The sequence below is a fragment of the Pseudomonas sp. GW823-FHT06B06 genome (genome assembly GCF_058795195.1).
On sequence record NZ_JBXAHO010000002.1, the window covers coordinates 52,710 to 76,161 of the forward strand.

Below are 23,452 nucleotides of genomic sequence, written 5' to 3' on the forward strand. Positions count from 1 at the left end.
ATCATCCTGTCAGTTCGCATCAGTGACCGTGTTCGGCAGACGCTTTGCCGAGCTCAGACTTGAGTGTAAAGCTGCCACTGGCTGCTACTTGGGCGCCGGCTTGGATGCCGTCGATGATTTCCACGTATCCATTGTCACGGCGGCCCGTTTTTACCGGCCGAGTGTCAAAGCCTTCCCTGGTGCGCACAAATACCGAGGGTTTGTCTTCAACGGTCTGCACGGCGCCTTCAGGAACGGCCACAGCCACTCGATCGGTCTGAGAAGTGACGGCGATGTTCACGAACAGACCTGGACGCCAGGCGCCGTGAGGGTTGGTCAAGGTAACGCGAACGGTCGCTGCACGGTTTTGCTCACCCAGCAGGCTGCCTACATAACCCACCTTGCCGTCGACCTCGACGTTCATGTCGGGCGATGAAACTTTTACCGCACGGCCCGTCACCACCTTGCCCAGTTCAGTGGGAGGGACAGCGAAGGTGGCCCACACCTGATTCAGGTCGGACAAGATGAAAGCGTTAGTCGCCTCGCTGACGACTTCACCCATGGTCAGGTGCTTCTCTACCACCACGGCGTCAAAGGGTGCCCGAAGCTCGTAACGATTGCCGCCTACGGAATTGACCGAAGCGCCGATGGCACCGACCTTCTGCTTGGCATTGGCCAGAGATATCTCTGCTTCTTGCAGCGCTTGGCGTGCCTGCAGGTAATCCTGCTCGGCGGAGATCTTGTCCTGCCACAGTTGCTTCTCACGGTCGAAGGTAACGCGGGCCAGCTCTACGCGTCGCTGTGCGGCTTGTTGTTCGCTGCGCAGGTCAGAAATCTGTTGGCTGGCAATCACTGCGAGGACTTGGCCTTTCTTAACGGCTTCGCCCAAGTCGGCCTGGACACTTTCAACAACGCCAGGGACCCGAGGGACAACATGTGCAGTCCGGTCTTCGTCGAAACGAATCTCCCCCGGGAAAGTCACAACGGTGCCGAGGTCACGGGGGGCCGCAGACTCCAGGACTACCCCAGCTGCCTTGATCTGTTCAGCGCTCAGGGTCAGCTTGCCCTCTTCCTCACCACCCTCTTCGCTATGGCCTTCTGCACCATGACCCTCATCACCCTCCTCTTTGGCGGCTGATGCGGTCGTCTTCTCATCGCCATGGCCATCGTTAGCGCCGTGCTCGACGGTACTGGCGGCCTGCTCTCCGGAACTGTTGTTCCAGGCAAGGCTGCCAAATCCAAGGGCTGCCACAGCGGCGACCGCGAGGGCGATCTTGCGTTTGTTATCCATTGCTACTCCTGCTGATCATAGGCACCGACGTGTTATGCCGAGCGCCGAAGAAAATTTCTGGCCCGTTCAACGAACGCCGGCAGTCGAACCGACATCGCCATAAACCCTTTCCACCTGCGCACGCGCATTGGTCGCTGTTGCCAACGAATCGAGGTATTGGCCACGAGCGACGATCAAGGTGCGCTGGGCATCCAGCACTTCGATGAAGCCGAATTTGCCCATCTCGAAACCGCGAGTTGCGGTCTCCACAGCCTGCTGTGCGGACGGCAGAATGGTCTTGTCGTAGGACTCGACCTCCTGCATGGCGGTCGCCCACTGGTTTACTGCGGTTTGGGTTTCGCTACGCAGCCTCAGCTCAACTGCGTTGCGCTGGTCTCGGGCTTGATCTGCGCGTCGAGAAGCGGAAAGAATGTTGCCCTGATTACGATCAAACAGCGGCAATGGCATGGACAGTCCTACAGTGTTGACCCGTTCACGTACGGAGCGGTCGTACTGGCTACCCACGCTTACAGTGAGGTCTGGGATTCGCTGAGCTTTCTCTGAGCCGAGGGACGCATCGCTTTTGTCGATCTGCACCACGGCCTGACGCATTTCCGCAGTTTGATCGAGCCTCGACAACAGCTCTTCAGCGTCCGGAGGCAAACCTGGGGAGAGGGTCGGCGAATCCAGGCGATCGAATACTGTGACCGAGCTCCCCGTAATTTGAGCTAGCTGCTGGTAAGCGGTCGCTTTCTCCGTTTCGGCGCGTCTGACCTGCAGCTTGGCTTCGGCCAACTGTACTTGAGCACGAGTAGCCTCTACTGGGGAGGATTTACCTGCGCGAACGCGGCCGTCGACAATGCGCAGACCACGCTCAGTCAGCTCCAGAGATTGCTTGGCTAGATCTAGGCCAGTCTGCGCTCGCAATGCTGCGTAGAAGGCTTGAACGACCTCGGCGCGCAGAGCGTTCACTCGACGGTCCAACTCCAGCTGTGCAGCAGTCTGGCCATAGGTGGCGACGTCAACACGTGCGCCCCGCTTTCCGCCCAGCTCCAGGGTCTGGCTGAGCGTCACAGTTGTCTGGCTAGTGCTGCGACGGGTGTCTTCTACGTCGTACGAGATTGTTGGGTTGGGGATAAGCCCTGCCTGCTTGCGTGCCCCATCTGCGATCCCAATCTCCTGACGGGCGGCGGCCATGTCAGGGTTGGCATCCATCGCCGTCGAAAGCGCTTGAGGCAAGCTGATGCTTTGGGCAAATGCAGCAGGTGCCATCAGCCCGGAGATGACCGCACAGAGTGCGGCTATCTTCCAGGGTGAGATTGAGGTCTTAGGAAAGACATTGCGGATATACCGGGGCACTTTAATGGTCCTCGTGCACAAACTTCGATAAAGCTTGGCGAGAACGCCGAAACAGCTGCCAAGCCCCACTGGATTAGGTGATGGCACTCTAAAGAGCGGTAGCTATCAGAGGGGTGGCTAGAAAATTACAATTTCGTAAGAAAAGTGGGTAATGCCCGTAAACACTGAGAAATTCAGTCGAACCCAGGATTTGATTACAACCGAGAGAGATGGCTAACACACGGTGCTAGGCACCCGGATAACCTGTAGATGACGAAATTGTAATTATCCTATCACCCTCCCGTTATCTTCGGCCTGCAAATATGAGCTCGGCGCTCTTCATAGGCGCGCCGCCGGGTCAGAACATATAAAGACACCCGCGTCGGTACACATAATAAAAACTGCCGTAAATCAAAGGAGCATCAGATGAAAATCAAAGTACCACTGTATTTGGCGGCAGTTTCTGCGCTGTCTGGAAGCTATGCAATTTCTGCTCAAGCTGAAGACAAACCAGAAGGTTTCATTGAGGGCAGCAGCCTTACAGTGCTCAACCGCAACTTCTACTTCAATCGTGATAATCGCGACAGTTCGGCTCCCACTTACAACAGTGGTAAGGGCAACACCAACGGCTACTCCGAAGCCTGGGCGCACGCGCTCATTTCCAAATTCAACTCTGGTTTTACCCAGGGTACCGTCGGTTTTGGTGTTGATGCCTTTGCAATGATCGGCCTCAAGCTTGATACCGGCGACGGTCGCAACGGCGGCCGTAGCTCCTTCGACGTGCTGCCCGTTGATAACAAGGGTGAGGCGCGTGATGAATACACCAAGGTTGGCGGAGCGGCCAAAATCCGCTTGTTCGATACCGTGGTGAAAGTGGGTGATGTATTCCCATCGACGCCGGTCGTCGCAGCGGGCGACTCGCGCCTCCTGCCAGAAAGCTTCCGCGGCGTGACCGTTGAGAACAGCAGCATCCAGGGCCTCACCCTGCAAGGTGGTCGACTGCATGCAATGAGCCAACCGGTTTCCAGTAACCTGAACGACAATTTCGTTACCTTCTATGGCGGCCCGGTCAACTCGCCTTGGATCGGCTACGGCGGCGGTGACTACTCGATCAACGACAATTGGACCGTGAGTGTCTACGGCAGCCAGTTGAAAGATGTCTGGAACCAGTACTACGCCGGTACCAGCTTCGCCTACCCACTGAGCGATGACCTCGCGCTGATTGGTGGGTTCAACTACTACAAAGCCGTGGATGAAGGTAAACGCCGACTGGGCGAGTTCGACAACAATATCTGGAGTGCCAAGGTCGGTGTTCGCTACGGCGCCCACACCTTGGCCCTGTCACACCAGCGCAACAATGGCGATGACGATTTTGATTACCTGCGTCAGTCGGACTCAATCTTCGTAGACAACTCGATCCAGTACAGCGACTTCAACTCGCCGAAAGAACGCTCCTGGATGATGCGTTATGACCTTAACTTCACCAGCTACGGTATTCCTGGTCTGACGTTCATGACCCGCTACGCAAGGGGTTCGGGCGCAGACTACTCGAACGCCAACCAGTTCTACATGCGTACCGACGACAACGGCAATCCGCTCACCGATCAAAAACGTTGGGAGCGTGACGTCGAGGTGAAATATGTCGTTCAAACCGGCCCGGCTAAAGACTTGTCCTTCCGGTTGCGCCAAGCTACCACGCGTGCCACTGCTTTCGAATCGGACCTTGATGAAACTCGCGTGATCATTGAATACCCGCTTTCTATTCTGTAATTCTCTGATCGGATCAGTTTTCCATGAACTGGCCCCTCAGAAAAACGTGCATTACGCATTCACCTTGAGTGGCTTAAGTGCTCCTTTGGTAAAAGGTGAATATTTGGCGCCCTTTGGGCGCCTTTTTTTATCTAAAATTCGAGCAGTTGTTCGAGTTCATGCATCGCATGTCGATGCAGCTCATGGCTACACCAATGTCCAGCCTCCTCAATGAGGGGAACTTCGCCGTCATCTGAACGGAATGAAACCAGAACAAAGAATAGAATAACCCAGTACTTCATAAGGTCAAATCACCTATTGGAGAGAGGGCTCGCATCTGTCAAACCCAAACCGCGACAAGATATAACGCCAGACTATCAAATATATTACCTAGAAATTACAAATCCGTAATTTAGCCCCCAGACAACTCTTTTTGATTTACCATTCATTTCAATAACGCCGGCGCGCGTGCGCGGTTAATTGCTCAGTGATGTCGAGACAAAATCCCATGCGAATTCTGGTAATTGAGGATGAAGTAAAAACTGCGGAGTATGTGCGTCAAGGCCTTACTGAATGCGGTTATGTTGTAGATTGCGTCCATACCGGTTCAGATGGATTATTCCTGGCCAAGCAGCACGAATATGAGTTGATCATCCTTGATATCAATCTGCCGGAGATGGATGGGTGGCAGGTGCTTGAACTGTTGCGACGTAAAAACTGCCCTTCTCGTATCATGATGCTGACGGCTAGAAGTCGCCTAGCAGATAAGGTTCGGGGCCTGGAGAACGGTGCAGATGACTACCTAATCAAGCCATTTGAGTTCCCAGAACTGCTGGCCCGGGTCCGCGCCTTGATGCGCAGGTCTGACCACCCTGCATCCGTCGAGATAATTCGTGTAGCTGACCTCGAACTCGACCAGAGCCGTCACAGAGCCTTCAGGGATGGCCAGCGCATCGATTTGACTACAAAAGAGTTTGCACTGTTGCACTACCTGATGCGCAACACGGGGGTGGTACTGAGCCGTACGCAGATCATCTCACAGGTTTGGGACATGAACTTTGACTGCGATACAAACGTTGTAGAGGTGTCGATTCGAAGGCTCAGAGCCAAGATCGATGATCCTTTCGAGACGAAGCTTATCCACACGCTCCGAGGCGTGGGCTATGTTCTTGAGAAGCTGTAAGCGACCAACCGCCTAGCCTTGGAAACAGCTCGACTGATTATCCAGCGCCTACTACATTGACAGTTAAATTTTAATTCCAACAGCACTTATCTTCGCAATAAGCATGTCAAACCAACAAGCACCACCCATTGACCCGGAGTCAAGGAGACCAGACCACGAGAAATTTAGTGATACGCAATCCACTCAGAGTACTGATAGGACGGTCGTGGCGGAACGGGGCAACGAAAGCCAACAATCCAGCCATTAATCGCAAAAATCGCTCTGGGTTGCCGATTGGAAAACTACCAATCAGACAGTGGAATCTAGAGATCCACCACATAAAACGCAATTCCCACCAGTACGATCTAGCTCTCCGGGGCCAACAGGTTTTACCATCAAGATACTAATATCAATCGAGTGACTTAGCATTGCCTCGATAAGGTCAATGTATTGAACTCGAATCGCTTCATACATAGTCCGCACCATAACAACTTCACGCTGAAGCTTATGATTCTTTTCTTGAAGATTCCTGTATTTAGCATCGCCATCATGATTAATCTTTGAAACTAGACAAGACCGCAAGCAAGCGTCAATTTCAGATTGATATTTCCTGATTGTCTCTCTAGAAACTCCTGCGTATTTAGAAAATTCTTTTTGGCTATAAACATATCCTCCAATTTCTTTTTGGCGAACACTTATCAATTCCAAAATCTTAGAATTGAGATACCCCTTTAGACGCTCACCTCTGAGCTGCATAAGCCCCCCGATATATTAATTCTTTTTAAAAATCTCATTCAACAGAAAATCAGCCGACAGTTCAATATTTTTGAAATGTTGGTATTGCGGACTCAACTCCCCTCCAGCAGTTAAGATATGATTCTTTATTAAGTTAGCGTCTCGGCTCAATCTTTCAATTTCCAGACGCTGCGCATCATCTTGAACGTTCACTATTAAATCCTCGCAAGGCTTGCCATTTGTCCCCTTCGCCAAACATGACAGACTGTGCTGGCATGGTTTCAACGCAAGGTTGTGAGCGCACGCTCCATGTGGCATTGGATTAACCACACGAATGGCTGCTGAAAGATATTCCTCTGCGGCTTGACGATTTTCAATTCTAAGTTTATTGAAAGTTGTTTGAATAACCCCCACAGCTCTATCTTGCCTAACACTTTCAATCATATCCTGCAGAATCAATGATCTGCTTAAAGCTGGTGTATGATCATAAACCTGAGCCTGCGTGAGGTCTGAACGTCCTAGGATCAGGTTCACCTGAACATCAGATAAACCTCCCTGCTTATAGACAGTATTGAGCCAATGCCTAATATCATGCCAGTAAAACTCAGCCACTTCACCGGTACGAGGATCGAGGACATTAAATTTCTTAAATAATGACTCTTCAGTTCTTGATGTACCATCAAGCCACCCTTGAAACATACCAACCGAAACCTTCCTAAATTCCCTATCACTCTTAGCATTAGAAAATGTCAACAAATTCCGCGGGATAATGAATAATGAATTTTCCGGCTCTAGAATTGCCACACCATTCTTTTGGATCGTAGGCAGAATTTTTCGAGCAAAGTTTAATTCGAACTCAAAATCAGGCTGAAATGGAAAAGTTTTATTCTCAAGCTGACACAACAAAGCCTCATCAAGGATATCGTCAACAATCTCACGCATCCATGATGGATTGAAGGTAACTTCACAAAATGCCTCAAGACGCTGCAACGATATAGCATGAGGGTGGCGCCTCAACCTGCTTCGCCACTTATATACATTTGAAGTCAAAGGCAAATATTCATTCCAAGCTTTCTCATACATAAATATCTTAGAATTCATAGCTTTCTGACATTGAAGCAACTTGACAACTGTTCGTGTAGAGGCACCCAGAAATGCCGCGACCTCAGACACACGCCCGAGGCGTCCAACCAACTGAATTACATCTACAAATTGCCCTGTAGATTGATAATAAACCCCTCGCGGCGTATACAAATCGAATTCGCTCACCCATTTCGCGACAAACTTACGCGCATAATATTTCAAACTAATAGGCGTTTTTTTTACTTCCTTCCAATTCACCCCTGGATTCAATCTCATTTTCTTAACAATACGACGCCCTTCCGCAGTATGTTCAGTGATAAATTCTACCGCTGCGCGTACTGCTGGGTATAAATCTTGCGGAAATGGTCGGAAGTACAATCGCCCTCCCTTTTCGGGAAATATTTTTATAACCCATTTCCCCTCTTGCTGTATCAAGCAATCTACAGGAAGACATGCCAGCTCATTGATTCTACCGCCCACAGCTGCGTTAATCACTAGCGCACTAATATAAAATCTATCCCGAAAAGAAAGTTCTGGATGAGTGGCCAATCCGAATAAATCTCTAATCACCTCTGTAGGTAGGAACTTTCGCTCTCTTCCCTCTTCACTTCCATGCCGGCCATACTTACATCTGCCTTTTGGAGCATCATAGATTACCCTTAAACCAATTCGCTTCTGCATCCATTTAGCAAAGCCCTGAAGTGTTGTTAAAGTTGAAATCTTCCCGGTCACCCCGCGCTCTGCGTAGGTCCTTTCAACCGCTTTAAAATCCAATAGATTCAATCGTGAGATTTCTTTACTACCCATTTCCAAATCAAGCCTAACTAATGCCTCGATGGAGGCGAATGCACCATCAGCGGTTACACCCGCTTGGACTCGCTTTGCTGCTATATACACTTTAGCAACTAATCTAAGCTCGTCATTTCTAATACGGCAAAATCTCAAATTGTATTGCGACAGATTTCCAGGGCGTTCAACCCAGTCGAGAATATTCCATTCATCACAAAAAAAATCGACTGAAGGCTTTAACCCCTCAACAAGTGATGCTGCCAAATTTATCAAAGGCTCTGGGAGGCCATGACCACGCAACTTTGAGTGAATATCCATCTTCGTCATTCCCCACTATTGATCCTAGCCATAACATCGTTAACCGCTTGGTATACGCGCTCCAGCTCTTTCAGTATCTTACTCCTTTCCTTTCCACCCTCAGCTCTACCCCATCTTTCTAATTCAGACTCTAGGTAATCTAAAGATTTTTTATGGTCTGCGTTGCGCCAGGCAATGAAATACCTACAACCATTGTAACAATTAAAAAATGGATGATGCCCACAAGATCCGGACTTGCCACATTCCCCTACTATAGCTGGCTGATTTACGACCGGTATCAATATAGGCATCCCCGAACTCTTATGCCCAAGCTGACCGGCGAAAAATAAACCATTTAACTCTGAGAATATCCCACCTAATTTTCTGTTTGCTCGCTCCAACAACGGGCAAAACTCAGAAGCCAAACAGTCAATGTAAGCATCAGCTGCATGCACGGAGTCATGCTCAAGTACATATTGTATCTCGTCCCTAGACGCGCCTTGGGCGGCCATCTGTGTAGCTCCGCTATGTCGGATTCTATAGGGTGTCAAGATTAGAGGCCTATTCGTACGCGGACTGATCAGCTTTAATCTGCTACACCAGCCAGTTATCGCCCGTCCAAAATTTGATGATTCTCCCTCCCTTGAACTCACTAACAACCTCCCAGTCCTTTCCTGTAACGCCTTAACCTTAGGAGATGAGGAGTACTCGAGAATGGCATTAGCAAGTTGAGTAGTTATGGGCCAAAGCTCTGACGCCTGTCCTGTTTGATATTTTGCCTTAGGCATTCTAAGGAAATATTGGCCCCCTTCTGCCATCGAATCGGGTACCCACAATGCATCACGGAACATTTCATGCAACTGGATAGGTCTCTTTAATGTTTCGAACGAGATCCAAGTAAACAGCCTTGAGGTGAAATCCGCCGTGGATTCCCCCTCTGCAGAAATGATCATTGCTTTTCGAACCACTTCAATTTCGGAGCTTGTTAGCGCCCCGCGCGTCTCGTGCCATTCCAGTATCCTTAAAGTTGGGTGAGGCTTTTTAAGCCTTATAGCCTCTAACTCCAATGCATGAATCTCGTCCGCACCTGCCAACCCCTGAAAAGCAGCGTAAATGTAGAACCTTCGAAACTCGGTCGCCTCCGCATGGGATGATGTCATAACGCTCAACAATTTCCCGAGAGACATATCTGAAAAGTCCTTCCATGAAGGTTGCCAGTGCCTTTCCAAGCAAGAGATCCCCGCGTGCACTGAGCTCAGGATTCTAGGGCAAACCGACTCAAGCTTGTGCACTAGGTACTTTTTGACCACCTCAATAATTACTACTGGGAGCTGGTATCTGCTTAGATCAATAGAATATCTAGCCCTTCTCCACACCGCTTCAACATAATCTGTCGTCACATCAATGAAAAATGGACTACTCGGATCAGCATTACATCTTACATATAGCCGCCCGACTTCATCTTCAAATTCACCAGAATCATTGACTTCAATACCCATTGCTTACCCCTCAAAATTTAACCTCATCAACTCCCTTCTTGCCTTATCCCGAATCGCGCGCCGAGCATAACCTTTTAATGAGTCAGGACTACTCCATCCTCCCATGTAAACTACGTGATCTATTTCCGTAGAATTGTTCTCTAGCAAACTTGCAGCTTCGTAAAGCCTATTGAACACAGCGTGGCGTACGAGATGCCAATGAAAAGCTTTGACACACTCATTGCTAATCATGCCAGCGACTTTATTTGCCGCTGAACAGGATAGTGGATTACCCAGCGAGGCGTTACCGTGAGAGATCAACAGGAATTCGTGGTCTAGATAAGCTGTAAACCCTCCTTTTATTTTTCTTTTAACTCTATATGTATCTACATACTCCTCAATGGCTCTAATCATCCCCTCATCACCAGGACTAAAATAAAGCCGCCTACCAAAAGTTTTAACAAGTGGATTATTGGGAGCTCGCGGATCAGAATAATCTGCCCCTCTATCCTCTATGCGGATAATTTCCAAAAAAGGATATAAACCAGTCAGATCAATATCCACTAGGCGTAATGCTAACAACTCGCCTAGCCTTAATCCAAACCTTCTAACTAAGCGCCACATGATGTAGTTTCTTAGATTCAAGCCGCGAGTCACGTTCGCACTTGAAAGCTGCCCTACTAAAAACCCCTCTATTTTTTTCAATTCATCGTCCGTCAGGTCATGCGCGATTAGCTCTTTTCTGCCGCTCACCATTACACTAGACCAAACTTTCTTATGGCTTTCAATTAAACGAATATAGCTAACATTGACGTCAATACCGGTAGCAAACAAAGGTGTATAGTTCTCAACAAACCAAATTGAGAAAGTGCTGCAGCTTTGTAAGATCTTACAAACATATTTGTTTATCTGGGTCCCATCAACCGGCGGCGATATAATCTTCTCAAGCCAATTGGCAAATTTTCTTACACATCTAAAATCTAGTCCTTTCCCCTCAAGCAGCATGCGCTCGATATCGAGCCCAGTTATGTTTCCCCATGTGAATAAAAAGGCAACGTGGTAGAGCACTGTACGAATACTCGCCTTATAGCGACGATTACCCATTGAATACGCTACTTCGTACAGACTAGCGCTAAGACAAGGTACAAACGTTTCTACTGCCACCAACTGGTACCTAGCTACGTGTTGATGTGAAAACTTAAGAACCTTGTACTCTAACCCTACAGTCCTAACTGATTTAGTTCTTCTAGTTAGTCCAGGCATGAGACATCTCCTTCAGCATCAGTTGCAGAAGTTGTCTTCGAATGAATTTTATCAGCCTGCGACCAAAGCGACTTTAATAAGCCATCCCCAATCGAGTAGTTTGATCTTAACTTAAGACAGCTAGTTGACTTATAATCAACTAGCACGGACAGCAATTGATAACCGGTGAGAATTTCAAACAAAAAACGTATAAATATATTTTTGCCGCCCATATATCCGCACCTTGACATTAGTTTATGTCTTAAAGGTACAGATGCTGGGCCGCGGATAACTCCGTCGTCTGCCAACTATCTAACAACCTACGGTGCTACATTGGCACATTTTTAACGTAAACCAGTTGACTGGACTAATCAAGACCTTACGTCGCAGGTCTGACGGGACGCGGGGCTGCGGAGCTCTCATCCCCCCGCTATCTAGGCACTTTGAGGTCAGATAAATCATGGATAAAGCCGAAGCTGACCGTCATGACAAAATGCTCGAGCTGGCGGAGTTGCTGGCTGACGTATTGCAAAAAGCTGTTCCGTCCTTGACCGAACAGCAAGTGGAAGAAGTCGGGATCTACATGGCGAAAAACCGCGACGTGTTCGCCAAGGCGTTCAAGAGCCAGCCGGACGCCTTGTCCGAACTGCTCACAGCGCCAGCGCAAGTCGTAGAGTCGGTTAAAGAGGCAATACCCGTTGAAGAGGCAATCGCTGAGCCGGTGGCCCCGACGAAGCCTGCCAAAGCCGCGAAAACCCCGAAGTAAGCAGCCCCCGTAGGAGCTGCCGCAGGCTGCGATCTTTTGATTTTTTATCGATACAGCACCTTCTCCGCCAACTCGTCTGCCACGCGAGCCGGAGAGCGTTTTTCCGCCTGGGCGTGGGCGAAGACTTCGGTGAGCCGCGAGCTGATTTTCGACAGGTGCGCGGTGATGGTCCCCAAGTCTTCGCCACGATGCTTGAGCGAAACATAGATCAATCCGCCGGCATTGATCACGTAGTCGGGCGCATACAGGATGCCCCGCCTTTCCAGCTGGTCGGCGACGTCCAGATGGGTCAGTTGATTGTTCGCCGAACCGGCCACTGCCGAGCAGCGTAGTTGCGTCACGCTGTGGCTGTTCAGCACCCCGCCCAGACCGCACGGCGCGAGAATGTCGCAAGGTGTGCTTAGCAATGCGTCGTTGGCTATCGGGTGCGCGCCAAGTTGCTCCATCGCCAGTTGTACCTTGCCGTGGTCGATGTCGCTGACCAGCAGCTCGGCGCCGGCGGCGTGCAGCTGCTCTGCCAGGGCAAATCCAACGTTGCCCAGGCCTTGGATGGCGACGCGTAGGCCTTCGAGGTTATCGCTGCCCAACCGGGCCATCGCCGTGGCGCGGATGCCGGTAAACACGCCCATCGCCGCGTGAGGCGCGGGGTCGCCGGCCGATGTGGTGCTGGTGACGTGTTGGGTCTGTTGGGCAATGCAATCCATGTCCGCCACCGAGGTGCCACTGTCGATGGCGGTAATGTAGCGCCCGTCGAGTTGATTGATACAACGCCCGAACGCTTCAAACAGTGCAGCGCGATTGGCCACGTGAACGGGGCGAATGATCACCGCCACGCCGCCGCCCTGGGCCAGACCGGCCAAGGCCGCCTTGTAACTCATGCCTTGGGCAAGGCGCACCGCATCCTCGACTGCAGACTCGTCGCTGGGATAGGCAAGGTAACGGCAACCGCCCAGAGCAGGCCCCAAACGGCTGTTATGAATGGCAATCACCGCCTTCAACCCGGTGGCCGGGTCGACGCTCAGATGCAGCGATTCAAGGCGAGTGCTTTGCATGAGAGCGAACATCGTAAGGCTCCCGAATCACTTCTTGTAGTCGCCAGTATAGGCTTGTGCACAAAAATTGCAGAAGCGCACCGGAATAAGCAAAAGCGCCATGCAAGCTTTAGGAAATAACCGAAACTAGCCCCTGTGCGGTACTGGACGAATGGCAAAGACCGGTCTAAAACGAGGCATAGCCCGGAGATTTTCATGACGCCGCGCCAATCTTTTTTCGCCTGCCTGCAACGATCACCGCCTGCGCTGTTCGAGGCGGCGCTGTGGATCGCCGTCGAACATGACAAGCAGGTTAACCCCGAGGCAGTGTTGGCGCACTTCAAGGAGCTGCAACTGCGGGTCAGTAGCGGCTTGCCGATGTTACCCGTGAGCGAGTTGGCGCAACCGTTGCTCAGGCGCATGGTCGAATTGGGGTTCGCCCAGGATGACTTCGCCCCCTTGCGGCCGCAAGTGGCATTGCTCGATAAGGTCCTGGTGCGTCGCCGCGGGCAGCCATTAGCCTTGGCGATGATAGCCCTGGAACTGGCCAGAGGCCTGGAGATTCCGCTGGTCGGCGTCAATTTCCCGGGGCATTTCCTGCTGCGGGTGCCAGGTGCCGATCATCTGCTCGACCCCTGTGGCGGCCGGCGCCTTTATCCCAACGATTGCCGGGAGCTGCTGCATCGCCAGTATGGCCCGAACATGCAACTCAACGCTGAGCAACTGGTCACGGCCACACCCGCGCAAATGCTTCAACGCCTGTCACGCAACCTGCGCCAGCTACATCTTTCCCACGACGATTACATTGGCGCGTTGATCGACGCCGAACGCGTACTGGAACTGGGCAACGCCAGCGCCTCCGACTACTTGGCCCGGGCCAGCCTGTACCAACGGCTGGACTGCCCGAATGCCGAGCGCTTCGACCTGGAACATGCATTGCTGCTCAGCGACGATCCGATCCAGCGGATTCGCCTGACCGAGCGACTTGGGCATTTGCCTCCTAATTCCATCGTCCACTGAACCCTACAGCACCGCGTTATCGTTCTTCGCGGGCAAGCCTCGCTCCTACGGGTATATGCAAATCAAGGCGTGTCAGGCTGGTTAGCTGGATGCGCCTTGATGAACGCCGGGTGGCTGGCGACCAGCGTCGCTACCCGGCGGATTCGCGGATAAGCCTCAAGGGAAATGTTGAAGCGTTCGGCGGCATACAACTGTGGAATCAAGTACACATCCGCCAACCCGGGCTGCGAACCAAAGCAGTAACCCTCATCACCAATCAGCTGCTCCACGGTCGCCAGCCCCTGGTTGATCCAGTGCGCAATCCACTCAAGAACCTGCGGTTCATCAAAGCCCAACTGGCGCAGCCGATTGAGCACGCTGACATTGTGCAGCGGATGTACATCGCAGCCGATCAGCGCCGCCACGCCACGCTCATGGGCGCGGGCAACGAGATCCTTGGACAGCAGCGGTACCTGTGGATAACGCTCCTCCAGGTACTCGATGATCGCCGGTGACTGAATCAGCAGCTCGCCTTCGTCGGTGCGCAATGCCGGCACGCGGCCTTGCGGATTGATGCCCAGGTACGCTGGCTGGCGATGCTCTCCACCCGGTGGCGCAATCAGGTTGATTGGCAGCGCCTGGTAATCCAGGCCCTTGAGCGCCAACGCGATACGCACCCGATAGGACGACGTTGAGCGGTAGTAGGTATAGAGTTCCATGAACCGATCCCCTTAGCGAGCCGGCAACACTTTGCCGCGGCATTCACCGAAGCCGATGGAGGCAAACCCTTCGCGGCTGCAACGGCCACGCAAAATGATCTCGTCGCCGTCCTCGAGGAATTTACGCACTTCGCCCGAGGCCAGTTCGATCGGCTTCTTACCGCCTTCGGTGATCTCCAGCAAGCTGCCGAACTGGCCGCTTTGAGGACCGGACAAGGTGCCCGAACCGAACAGATCACCGGCCTGCAACTGGCAGCCATTGACGCTGTGATGCGCCACCATTTGCGCCACGGTCCAATACATGTGTTTCGAGTTGCTCAGGGTCAGGCGATGGGCCGGCAGGTTCTGCTCGCGCATGGCTTCGGTGAGCAGCAGGACTTCCAGTTCGATGTCGAATGCGCCAGCGGCTTGATCGCGTTTATCGAACAGGTACGGCAGCGGCTGTGGATCGCCTTCCGGACGTGCCGGCTGGGCAAGACGGAACGGCTCAAGCGCTTCGGCCGTCACGACCCACGGAGAAATGCTAGTGATGAAACTCTTCGACAGGAATGGCCCCAACGGCTGGTATTCCCAAGCCTGGATGTCACGTGCCGACCAGTCATTGAGCAGGCAGAAACCGGCGATGTGATCAGCGGCGTCACCAATGGCTATGGAGTCGCCCATGTCGTTGCCCTGGCCGATCCAGATGCCCAGTTCCAATTCGTAGTCCAAGCGTGCACAGGGACCGAATGTCGGTTCAGTCTGACCGGCTGGCAGCGTCTGGCCCTTGGGACGGCGCACGTCGGTGCCCGACGGGCGGATGGTCGAGGCGCGGCCGTGATAGCCGATCGGCACATACTTGTAGTTGGGCAGCAACGGGTTGTCCGGGCGGAACAGTTTGCCAACGTTTTGAGCGTGCTCGATGCCGACGTAAAAGTCGGTGTAATCATTGATTTTCGCTGGCAGATGCATCTGGCAATCGGCAGCCAGAGGCAGCAACTTCGCGCCCTGTGCTTCGATCTTGCCGCGCAGGGTGCTGCCCTCCTTGAGCAATTCTATCAAACGCTCACGCAAGGCTACGCGAGCTTCGCGACCCAATTCGAAGAACGCATTCAACTGACCGCCACGGGTGGCTTCGACCGCAGCCTTTGCAGCGCCATCGAACAGGCCGGCATCGAGTGCCGCTTCCAGATCGAAGATATGCTCGCCAATGGCCACGCCACTACGGGGCGCTGCCCCCTTCACGCTGAACACGCCCAGCGGCAGGTTTTGCAGCGGGAAATCCTCGTGGCCGTTGGCCGAAGCAACCCAGCTGCGAGTAATGGAAGTTTGCGTCATGGGTTATCTCCGGGTCGGGTCGAAAGTGGCTGGGAAGGTAGCCCAGCAGGCATCGTAGTTGTCTTGCAGTTGCGGGCAATCGAGGGCGAACGTGCTCGGGCGCAGCACCTGGCTGGTCTCGAACATGAAGGCCATGGTGTTGTCGATTTTCGAAGGTTTCAGGTCGACGTTGATCGCTTTGGTGCAGGTCTCACCATCTGGCCCATGAGCGCTCATGCAGCTGTGCAGAGAAGCGCCACCGGGCACAAAACCTTCGGCCTTGGCGTCGTATTCGCCCTGGATCAGGCCCATGAATTCATTCATCAGGTTGCGGTGGAACCACGGTGGACGGAAGGTTTTCTCAGCGACCATCCAGCGTGGCGGAAAGATCACGAAATCGAGGTTGGCCAAGCCGTGGACGCTGGTCGGCGAGGTCAGCACCGTGAAGATCGACGGGTCCGGGTGGTCGAAGCTGACCGAGCCGATGGTGTTGAAACGGCGCAGGTCATATTTATAAGGCACGTTGTTACCGTGCCAGGCGACCACGTTCAACGGTGAGTGGTCGAGCTCGCATCCCCACAACTGGCCTAGGAACTTCTGCACCAGCGTCGTGGGCTGTTGAAGGTTTTCGTAGCAAGCCACCGGCGTCAGGAAATCACGCGGATTCGCCAGGCCGTTGCTGCCGATCGGCCCCAGATCCGGCAGGCGCAACGGCGCACCGTGGTTCTCGGCGATGTAACCGCGCGCTTGTGGGTCGAGTAGTTCGATGCGCCATTTCAGCCCGCGAGGTAATACCGCGATTTCCAGCGGCTCCACTTCCAGTACGCCCAGTTCGGTGGCGATGCGCAGACGCCCCTGTTGCGGCACCAGCAGCATTTCGCCGTCGGCATTGAAGAATACGCGCTCCATGGAACGGTTGGCGCGGTACTGGTAGATGCTGATCCCCGCCGGTTTATCCGCGCTGGAGTTGGCCGCCATGCTCACCAGGCCATCGATGAAATCGGTTGGCTCGGCGGGAATGTCCAACGCGTTCCAGCGCAGGCGATTGGGGGTCACTTCACCTAATGGGCCGCCGGCCAATTGCCGATCGAGCTTGATAAATGCCGGGTGATTGGCCGAAGGCTGAATCCGGTACATCCACGTCCGCCGTGCTTCGCTGCGTGCCATCGTGAACGCAGTGCCGGAGAACAGTTCGGTGTAGAGGCCGTAAGGCGCTTTTTGCGGGGAGTTCTGGCCAACGGGAAGTGCCCCAGGCAATGCCTCACTGCAAAATTCGTTGCCGAAGCCTGACTGATAGGCCAGCGCTGGCGTCGTTGAATCGGAGTTCATGGAGCCTCCTGAACAGGGAGTCGACAGTGGCCGGTCGCTCTGTTGCAGAGTTCGTGGCACGTCGGGGTTATTTTTATCGTAATTCAATTACGCTTAACGTAATTTGATTGGGATTGACCGTCAAGCTATAAAGACGCCCATTCGTCCCGGGATCACAACGCCTCCATGGAAAAGCCTGACAGCAACGGTAAACAGAAAGTCCGCTCGGCCGAGGTGGGTACTGACATCCTCAAGGCCTTGGCCGAGTTGTCGCCCTCGACTTCACTCTCGCGCCTGGCCGAGCACGTGCAAATGCCAGCGAGCAAGGTTCACCGCTACCTACAGGCGTTGATCGCCAGTGGCTTTGCCGAACAGAATGCGGCGACCAATCATTACGGCCTGGGCCGTGAAGCCTTGCGCGTCGGATTGGCGGCACTCAACAGTATGGACGTGCTGAAAGTCGCCGCCCTACCGTTGGCCGAGTTGCGCGACGACTTGAACGAAACCTGTTTCGTGGCGGTGTGGGGCAATCAGGGAGCGACCGTGGTGCACATCGAACCGGCGGTGCGGGCGGTGACGGTGGTGACACAGTTGGGGTCGGTGTTGCCCTTGCTCAGCTCCTCCACGGGCCTGGTGTTTGGCGCGTACCTGCCCAAGCGTGAAACCGTGGAGTTGCGTGAGCAGGAACTGCTGTCGGCCGGCGCTCACGCCCTCAGCGATGATCAAGTCTATGAAACGCTATGTGGGCAGATCCGCGGCCGCGGCTTGCATCACGTGCACGGTTTACTGATGCCTGGTGTCGATGCATTGTCGGCACCGGTGTTCAACGCCGCCGGGCATGTGGTGGCAGTCATTACCATTGTCGGCCCGACCTCGTTGTTTCATGCCGACGAAAACGGCCCGGCGGCGCAGCGCTTGCTGGCGGCGACACGGGCCGTAAGTTGGCGGATGGGCTATGAACCGCCCACGATCACCGGCTAGCCGGATTACATCAAAATCGTTTGCTCGCTGGAGTCAGGCTCGGCGAGCGACTGCTTTATCAGTTCGCTGACGACGGCCAGGTCCACCGTTTTGCCGGTGCACGCAGAGATTACGCCCATGCAGGTATTAACATTGCCGACCTGCTTGGCAATGGCCTTCTGCGCCATTGAAAAACCTAGCTTTCCGATGCGCATCGTAGCCAGCTCCAACAGGCAATCGAGGTAACTCGAGAACATCTTCTCGTGGTCCCCTTCCATGTACGCCTTCGCCCCCTCAAACACCGCGTTGGTCATCACCACAGCACTCAAGGCGAGTCCGATAGGTGCGAAAGGGAGGCTAAAAACGGTGACTGCCACGATTGCATTATCGTAGATCAGCTTGCTGACAATCTCCCCAAGACTGGTGGTCTTGGCATCCACGTCGTCAACGATCTGAGCCATTGCATCGGTGTAGCAACGGGAGAAATCGCGGACTCGGCTATCGGACTGCAAATGAGGAATGTCCTCGATACTACGCAGCTTCACTTTCTCAAGGTATGCACTGACAACTTTCTGCTGCGTGAACTTGACTCGCTTGCTGTAATAACTGCCAAGTTCTGCCGTTTTCACCGATCTGGCAAACTCGGCCAAGGGTCTGAACGATCGGCAATCCGGCGCATGTGGGGTATACAGCAAATCATCCGCAGCGCCATTGCGCATGAGGCGGAACACATAAATGCCGTCAACCCGGCAGTTTTGAAGATAAAACCTGTAGAGACCCTCGCGTTGAGGAGACTCGGGATCTTCAACATGCGAGATTGGATCAGGTTCCACTTCGCGCGACTGCTCAATGAGCTGTTCAATCTGCTCATATTGCTTGCGTTCAATATGACCACAGAACAGCGCTTCCAACGCTGAACGATGCATTTCATGGCGCCGCAGATCGACGTAGACGTCACGTTTCAAGGCATAGTCCGGGGCATCCTGGTCCAGGTAATCGGCCTTTAACATGGCGAGATACTGCTCACCTGGGCGCAACGTTCTTGACCAGCCTGGCACATATTTGATCAGCAGATCGGAAACAGGTGGATGGCCGGGTGATAGACGAATGGACGGGTAAATTCCGCGGTTATGAGTCGGACCACTTTCTTCGGTAATGTGATGTTCATCGATGATCATCCGGGACAAGGTCATCTCTTTGGAATCATCAAGCCTCACCACAATCAGGTCAGGATCTATGTCGACGGTTTCGCCGTGTTGCGCCAGGACTTCCTCTGCACGCTTCTTGATCAGCTTGCAGGCGAAGTCCTCGTAACTGATCAACGCTGCCTCGCGCCCTGCAAGTTTGGTTAAACCCTTGAGCTCAATGTTCAACCGCGCAAAACATTGTCGCTGGGCGGTGGTGGCCGAGCGATACCCGGCAGGAACGACCGCTTGCATTTCCCCGCGCAACCAATCGACATGCAGCATAACCCCCTGGCGCAATGCACCCTCTGCGCTGTTTGGCCAAGGGCTGCGCTGGATACCACACCACTGGCTCGGCAGGTCCTGGAGACGTCTCATGTACGCGTCCAGGCTGGCGCGTTCACTGGCCAATGTCTGGCGGCTCAAATAACTGCGCCCTTCGGGTTTTGCGGTCCAATCGAACAAATGGAAATTCAACTGCCTGAAGCTCGCGAACTCATACCAGCTCCTGCCACCCGGAGCCTGCGGTGCATACAGCACACAAAGCCCTTCTTCGCCCTGCGGCCCGCAGCAGACAATCATCCCCTCGAAAGCGCCTTTCGCATCACCCAACGAGAGCGCTCCCATGGAACAACGCTCATCACCTTGCGAGGAGATAGCGACGATCTGCAGGCTCTCGTCACTGATATGGCCCTGCAGCTTCGCGCTGAATGAACTCAGACCTATACGACTACTCAACAGAATTTGTTGCGCTTGAAGCACCGCTTCGTCCGTGTACTTCTTTTCGAATTTTTCCGCATGGAATTTGCGCATGCTCGCGCCGACCATCACCTCCAGAATATCGTCTGCGGTCACGCCGGACGGCAGCGCGTCCCCTTCCAGTTTGATCTCCAGCGCAATGGTGGTGGAGCCGTACAAATCGTTGAGCATGAATTCGGGAAGCGTCAAGCGATTGCTCTGCACAACCTTTCGCTCGCCGACGAAGAAAGTGTAGTGAGTGCGGACGAAAATATAGTCCGGGTCCACCACTTCACCGCTGAGTAGTCGAACAACTTCCCGCGCTTGAAACCTGGCGAACGCCTTCAGCGACTTAACTTCTCCAAGCAGTGCATCCAGCGCCTGTTCGCTTTCAGTCAGGGACTGCTCAGCATCAAAGTAGTACTGGCGATCCTCCTCACTTGCACGTTGCAGCCAATCCGGCAGCTGTGGTGTTTTCCTGGAGGGGCGTAAAACTTCTTCTTGAAGCTTGTACGCGGACTCATTGGTTAATCCATTAATTTCCATGCACTGTCCTTTTTGCATAAATTATTATGTTGGTCGTTATTGCGCCCCTATTAACTCGTATAAAAATTAAACTGAGAAACTGAAACTATCGGGGCGATTCCAGACATATAAACACTACAGCCATGGAAGCACACCCCGAAACTTGTGTGCATTCATGAACAAACAAAACGCCTTAGAATTCGTACATCAAGTAACAATACCCAATACTTTCGCCTTGGCCACGGCTTGCGTCCTGCGCTCCACACCCAACTTCCCATTGATACGTCGCGCATGGGTCTTGACCGTGTGCAAGGAAATGAACAACAGATCAGCAATCTGTTGATTGGAGTTGCCCTGCGCCACTAACCGCAGCACCTGTATTTCCCGTTGGCTCAAACGGTTTTGCGGTGCACCCGGCGCCTGGTGATCATCGCCTAACCCGGTCAACCCAATGGCTTGCGGCAGTAGCGGCTGGCGCAACTGCAAATCGCACAAGGCCTGTTGCAGGTTGCACCGTTCAACCAATGCCAATCCTTGCGCCAGCGATTGCCGGGCAGCGTCCGGATCGCCCTTGAGCCAGGCGACTTCAGCCACGGCAAGGTGCAATTGCGCTTGCAGTGCCACCATTCCCCGCTGACTGACCCGTTGCAGTTGGGCTTCAAGCCGCTCCAGAGGCGCTTGTGCCCGCCCCAGGTAAACCTCGGCCAGGACCAGCAGATACTCCAGGCTGTCAACCAGCTCCAGCGTTGCCGGTGGAGCCTGGCGTGCACAAGGCCCGCGATAGTGACGCAGCACCCGTATCAGGGCCTCATGAGCCAGTTCCGATCGCCCTTGTTGCAGCCAGAACTGGATACTGGTGTGCAGCAAGGCACTGCGATACACCGTTTCGGGAATCCGCCGTTGCTGCATCATCCGCTCGGCGTCACGCAGCAGGTCGAAAGCCTGGGCGTAATCCAGGCGATTGGCCGCCAGTTGCGCCAGCCCCAGAAAACCATAAAGCGCTCGTTTGTCCTGGCTGCGCAGACAGATCTGCAGGCCGCTCTCGAAGTAAGTGGCAGCTTGTTGCGCCCGGCCCAGACTCAAGTTCAATCGGCCACGACGCAGGGCGATCCGTCCCAACAAGGGTTCGGCGTTCGCATGCTGCTGGCAAAGCAGGCCGTGCATGTTGGCGAGCAGGTCATCAGCCCTGCAGGACGCGCCCCGCTGCTCGAGCAATTGAGCGTGATCGAGTTCCAGCAACCCTTCGAATACCAGTGAACCTTGCGCCCGGGCCAGGCACAACGCCTCGCGGTTGAGCGCCTGTGCGACGTCGAGTTCGCCCCGCAGCAAGGCCTGTTGCGTCAAGCCGGACAGGCACATCAGCCGAGCAGGCCAGCACTCCAGGTCGAGCTCGCCCAGTGCCTCGAGAAAGTGTGCCCGTGACGCTTCCATGCGCCCCAGCAAATGCAGGAGCCAACCCTGTTGAGCCTGCCAACGGGCGATCAATTGCCTTTGCAGGGTTGCCGACGGCTGTGGCGTGAAGCGTGACAACTGTTCGATGCATTCGGCCGCCTGCTCGAAACGCCCGGCAAACAACAGGGCCGCGGTGATCAGGCCGACCAGTTGCGGCGAGCCGAACAGCAGTTCATCACCGCGTTGCTCGTGCAAACGCAGCAGCAGTACCACGGTCTGTTCTTCGAACAACTGCTCGAAACTGAAATGCTGCAACAGGCTGACCGCAACCTCGAATTCTTGCGCCAGCAAAGCCTGTTCGAACGCGGCCTTCCAGTCCTGTTCAGCGACGAACCACTGACAGGCACGACGATGCCAGAAGCGGGCGGCCGGCCATGGTTCATCGCGCATCAACAGGGCCAGGGGGGCGAAAACCTGCAACCAGTCTGTCGAGTCTTGCCAGGGTTCGATGAAACAGCCCAGCGCCTGCAACACACTCAAGTATTGCGCGCCCTCGCCCGCACCGAACAGGTGATCGCTGAGCCGGGCGTTGAATCGCGGCAACAGCGCCAGCACCCGCCAAGCCTCGGCAAATTCCGGTGTCAGGTTGGCGAAGAGCTCATGCTCGAGGTAGTCGTGCAGGGTGTCCGGTCGACCGCAGAGGGTGTCGTGACGCGTCCAGTCGCATTTTTGCAGCAGCGCGATCCGCACCCCGGCGCACCAGCCACCGCTGTGACGCAAAATCCTCTCGGCACCTTTCGCGGCCTGGGCCGGTTCCAGGTGATGCAACAGCTTTTCGATTTCCCCTTGATTGAACGCCAGCGCAGCGCGATCGCCATCGTACAATTCATCATCGAGCAGTAACCGTGGCCAGTTGCACTGCGGACGCCGCCGCCCACTCAGCCACCAGGTGACCATCGGGCTGCTGCTGGCCAACAACCGGTCGAGCAACAGGTCCAGCTCCGGGTCAGGGACACGGCAATAGTCATCGATAAACAACCAGGTGGCTGTCGGTAATCGAGCCAGATATTCCAACAATTCGGACTCATCCGAGGTTTTCAGTCCCAGCGTTCGCGCCAGGCGCTGGCAAAAGCCACCCACACTGATCGCCTCACCCGCCAAGGGCAGCCAGCGCACCTCACAGGTTGCCGGCGCGCTCAACATGCATTCTGCGAGCAGTGCACTCTTGCCGCTGCCGGGCGGTGCACAGAGCAATTTCACCCGCGCCGTCGAGGCCAGCAACGGTTCAACCAGGCGCGCGCGATACAAGTGATGGGGAGACAATCGGGGCAGGAGTCCAGGACGGTCCAGACACGTCGTCATGGCAGTCATAGTGGTGCGCCTTTTTTATTTTTGTGGCGCCACCCTAGTCC

The 23,452-nt window shown here is 54.1% G+C and carries 16 protein-coding genes and 1 pseudogene; 5 read left to right on the forward strand and 12 right to left on the reverse strand.

The genetic code is table 11. The features are described from left to right. Positions 1–19 precede the first annotated feature (19 nt). Complete coding sequence (locus AC1Q8Q_RS01915) at positions 20–1,270, reverse strand: efflux RND transporter periplasmic adaptor subunit (protein ID WP_400631104.1); 1,251 nt, start codon at positions 1,268–1,270, stop codon at positions 20–22. Between the two features lie 66 nt (positions 1,271–1,336). Further along, a complete protein-coding gene (locus tag AC1Q8Q_RS01920) occupies positions 1,337–2,608 on the reverse strand; it encodes a TolC family protein (protein ID WP_139273552.1) in 1,272 nt (423 codons plus the stop codon). A gap of 405 nt (positions 2,609–3,013) precedes the next feature. Between AC1Q8Q_RS01920 and AC1Q8Q_RS01925 the strand changes: the two genes are divergently transcribed. Both AC1Q8Q_RS01925 and AC1Q8Q_RS01930 read left to right on the forward strand, forming a co-directional pair. Then, entirely contained in the window at positions 3,014–4,357 is a 1,344-nt protein-coding gene (locus AC1Q8Q_RS01925; RefSeq protein ID WP_034137067.1) for an OprD family porin, read from the forward strand. Positions 4,358–4,844: 487 nt separating this feature from the next. Then, a complete protein-coding gene (locus AC1Q8Q_RS01930) occupies positions 4,845–5,519 on the forward strand; it encodes a heavy metal response regulator transcription factor (RefSeq protein WP_400631102.1) in 675 nt (224 codons plus the stop codon). Between the two features lie 288 nt (positions 5,520–5,807). Here AC1Q8Q_RS01930 and AC1Q8Q_RS01935 read toward each other — a convergent pair whose 3' ends face one another. The 4 genes from AC1Q8Q_RS01935 to AC1Q8Q_RS01950 are packed head-to-tail and all read right to left on the reverse strand — an operon-like array spanning position 5,808 to position 10,984. Next, positions 5,808–6,254: a hypothetical protein gene (locus tag AC1Q8Q_RS01935; RefSeq protein ID WP_125923840.1), complete on the reverse strand. Its 447-nt coding sequence runs from the start codon at positions 6,252–6,254 to the stop codon at positions 5,808–5,810. A 15-nt stretch (positions 6,255–6,269) separates the two neighbouring features. Next, positions 6,270–8,423 carry a hypothetical protein gene (locus AC1Q8Q_RS01940; protein ID WP_139273551.1) on the reverse strand — a complete coding sequence of 718 codons (2,154 nt, stop codon included), beginning with the start codon at positions 8,421–8,423 and terminating at the stop codon, positions 6,270–6,272. A gap of 5 nt (positions 8,424–8,428) precedes the next feature. Continuing rightward, the gene (locus tag AC1Q8Q_RS01945) at positions 8,429–9,901 is read right to left on the reverse strand and encodes a site-specific integrase (RefSeq protein WP_080761392.1); all 1,473 of its coding nucleotides are present in this window, start codon (positions 9,899–9,901) and stop codon (positions 8,429–8,431) included. 3 nt (positions 9,902–9,904) lie between these two features. Next, complete coding sequence (locus tag AC1Q8Q_RS01950; RefSeq protein ID WP_492614766.1) at positions 9,905–10,984, reverse strand: site-specific integrase; 1,080 nt, start codon at positions 10,982–10,984, stop codon at positions 9,905–9,907. Positions 10,985–11,582: 598 nt separating this feature from the next. Between AC1Q8Q_RS01950 and AC1Q8Q_RS01955 the strand changes: the two are divergent. After that, positions 11,583–11,771: pseudogene (locus AC1Q8Q_RS01955) on the forward strand (YebG family protein); the annotation flags it as partial. Positions 11,772–11,932: 161 nt separating this feature from the next. On the opposite strand, the gene AC1Q8Q_RS01960 reads toward AC1Q8Q_RS01955, so the two are convergent. Beyond that, positions 11,933–12,952, reverse strand: a complete 1,020-nt coding sequence (locus tag AC1Q8Q_RS01960; RefSeq protein ID WP_020796694.1) for a Glu/Leu/Phe/Val dehydrogenase family protein — start codon at positions 12,950–12,952, stop codon at positions 11,933–11,935. A gap of 183 nt (positions 12,953–13,135) precedes the next feature. Here AC1Q8Q_RS01960 and AC1Q8Q_RS01965 point away from each other — a divergent pair, with 183 nt between their 5' ends. Beyond that, positions 13,136–13,939, forward strand: coding sequence for a SirB1 family protein (locus tag AC1Q8Q_RS01965; RefSeq protein WP_020796693.1), 804 nt, complete (start codon positions 13,136–13,138; stop codon positions 13,937–13,939). A gap of 62 nt (positions 13,940–14,001) precedes the next feature. On the opposite strand, the gene maiA is transcribed toward AC1Q8Q_RS01965, so the two are convergent. Genes maiA through hmgA form a run of 3 tightly spaced genes read right to left on the reverse strand, consistent with a single transcriptional unit; the run spans position 14,002 to position 17,262 of the window. Next, positions 14,002–14,637, reverse strand: coding sequence for a maleylacetoacetate isomerase (maiA, locus tag AC1Q8Q_RS01970; RefSeq protein WP_020796692.1), 636 nt, complete (start codon positions 14,635–14,637; stop codon positions 14,002–14,004). Between the two features lie 12 nt (positions 14,638–14,649). Beyond that, positions 14,650–15,954, reverse strand: a complete 1,305-nt coding sequence (gene fahA / locus AC1Q8Q_RS01975; RefSeq protein WP_033039329.1) for a fumarylacetoacetase — start codon at positions 15,952–15,954, stop codon at positions 14,650–14,652. Positions 15,955–15,957: 3 nt separating this feature from the next. Further along, on the reverse strand, positions 15,958–17,262 hold the full coding sequence (hmgA, locus tag AC1Q8Q_RS01980) for a homogentisate 1,2-dioxygenase (protein WP_020796690.1): 1,305 nt from the start codon (positions 17,260–17,262) through the stop codon (positions 15,958–15,960). 165 nt (positions 17,263–17,427) lie between these two features. On the opposite strand from hmgA, the gene AC1Q8Q_RS01985 reads away from it, so the two are divergent. Then, the gene (locus tag AC1Q8Q_RS01985; protein ID WP_020796689.1) at positions 17,428–18,222 is read left to right on the forward strand and encodes an IclR family transcriptional regulator; all 795 of its coding nucleotides are present in this window, start codon (positions 17,428–17,430) and stop codon (positions 18,220–18,222) included. A gap of 5 nt (positions 18,223–18,227) precedes the next feature. On the opposite strand, the gene AC1Q8Q_RS01990 is transcribed toward AC1Q8Q_RS01985, so the two are convergent. Together AC1Q8Q_RS01990 and AC1Q8Q_RS01995 are read right to left on the reverse strand one after the other, a co-directional pair. Beyond that, entirely contained in the window at positions 18,228–20,669 is a 2,442-nt protein-coding gene (locus tag AC1Q8Q_RS01990) for a dermonecrotic toxin domain-containing protein (RefSeq protein ID WP_492614767.1), read from the reverse strand. 186 nt (positions 20,670–20,855) lie between these two features. Continuing rightward, entirely contained in the window at positions 20,856–23,411 is a 2,556-nt protein-coding gene (locus tag AC1Q8Q_RS01995) for a helix-turn-helix transcriptional regulator (RefSeq protein ID WP_492614768.1), read from the reverse strand. Positions 23,412–23,452 lie beyond the last annotated feature (41 nt).

Excerpts from the sequence above, each read along its gene's own strand:
- AC1Q8Q_RS01915 (WP_400631104.1), bottom strand. The coding sequence starts at position 1,270 with ATGGATAACAAACGCAAGATCGCCCTCGCGGTCGCCGCTGTGGCAGCC.
- AC1Q8Q_RS01925 (WP_034137067.1), top strand. The coding sequence starts at position 3,014 with ATGAAAATCAAAGTACCACTGTATTTGGCGGCAGTTTCTGCGCTGTCT.
- AC1Q8Q_RS01930 (WP_400631102.1), top strand. The coding sequence starts at position 4,845 with ATGCGAATTCTGGTAATTGAGGATGAAGTAAAAACTGCGGAGTATGTG.
- AC1Q8Q_RS01935 (WP_125923840.1), bottom strand. The coding sequence starts at position 6,254 with ATGCAGCTCAGAGGTGAGCGTCTAAAGGGGTATCTCAATTCTAAGATT.
- AC1Q8Q_RS01940 (WP_139273551.1), bottom strand. The coding sequence starts at position 8,423 with ATGGATATTCACTCAAAGTTGCGTGGTCATGGCCTCCCAGAGCCTTTG.
- AC1Q8Q_RS01945 (WP_080761392.1), bottom strand. The coding sequence starts at position 9,901 with ATGGGTATTGAAGTCAATGATTCTGGTGAATTTGAAGATGAAGTCGGG.
- AC1Q8Q_RS01950 (WP_492614766.1), bottom strand. The coding sequence starts at position 10,984 with ATGGGTAATCGTCGCTATAAGGCGAGTATTCGTACAGTGCTCTACCAC.
- AC1Q8Q_RS01960 (WP_020796694.1), bottom strand. The coding sequence starts at position 12,952 with ATGTTCGCTCTCATGCAAAGCACTCGCCTTGAATCGCTGCATCTGAGC.
- AC1Q8Q_RS01965 (WP_020796693.1), top strand. The coding sequence starts at position 13,136 with ATGACGCCGCGCCAATCTTTTTTCGCCTGCCTGCAACGATCACCGCCT.
- maiA (WP_020796692.1), bottom strand. The coding sequence starts at position 14,637 with ATGGAACTCTATACCTACTACCGCTCAACGTCGTCCTATCGGGTGCGT.
- fahA (WP_033039329.1), bottom strand. The coding sequence starts at position 15,954 with ATGACGCAAACTTCCATTACTCGCAGCTGGGTTGCTTCGGCCAACGGC.
- hmgA (WP_020796690.1), bottom strand. The coding sequence starts at position 17,262 with ATGAACTCCGATTCAACGACGCCAGCGCTGGCCTATCAGTCAGGCTTC.
- AC1Q8Q_RS01985 (WP_020796689.1), top strand. The coding sequence starts at position 17,428 with ATGGAAAAGCCTGACAGCAACGGTAAACAGAAAGTCCGCTCGGCCGAG.
- AC1Q8Q_RS01990 (WP_492614767.1), bottom strand. The coding sequence starts at position 20,669 with ATGGAAATTAATGGATTAACCAATGAGTCCGCGTACAAGCTTCAAGAA.
- AC1Q8Q_RS01995 (WP_492614768.1), bottom strand. The coding sequence starts at position 23,411 with ATGACTGCCATGACGACGTGTCTGGACCGTCCTGGACTCCTGCCCCGA.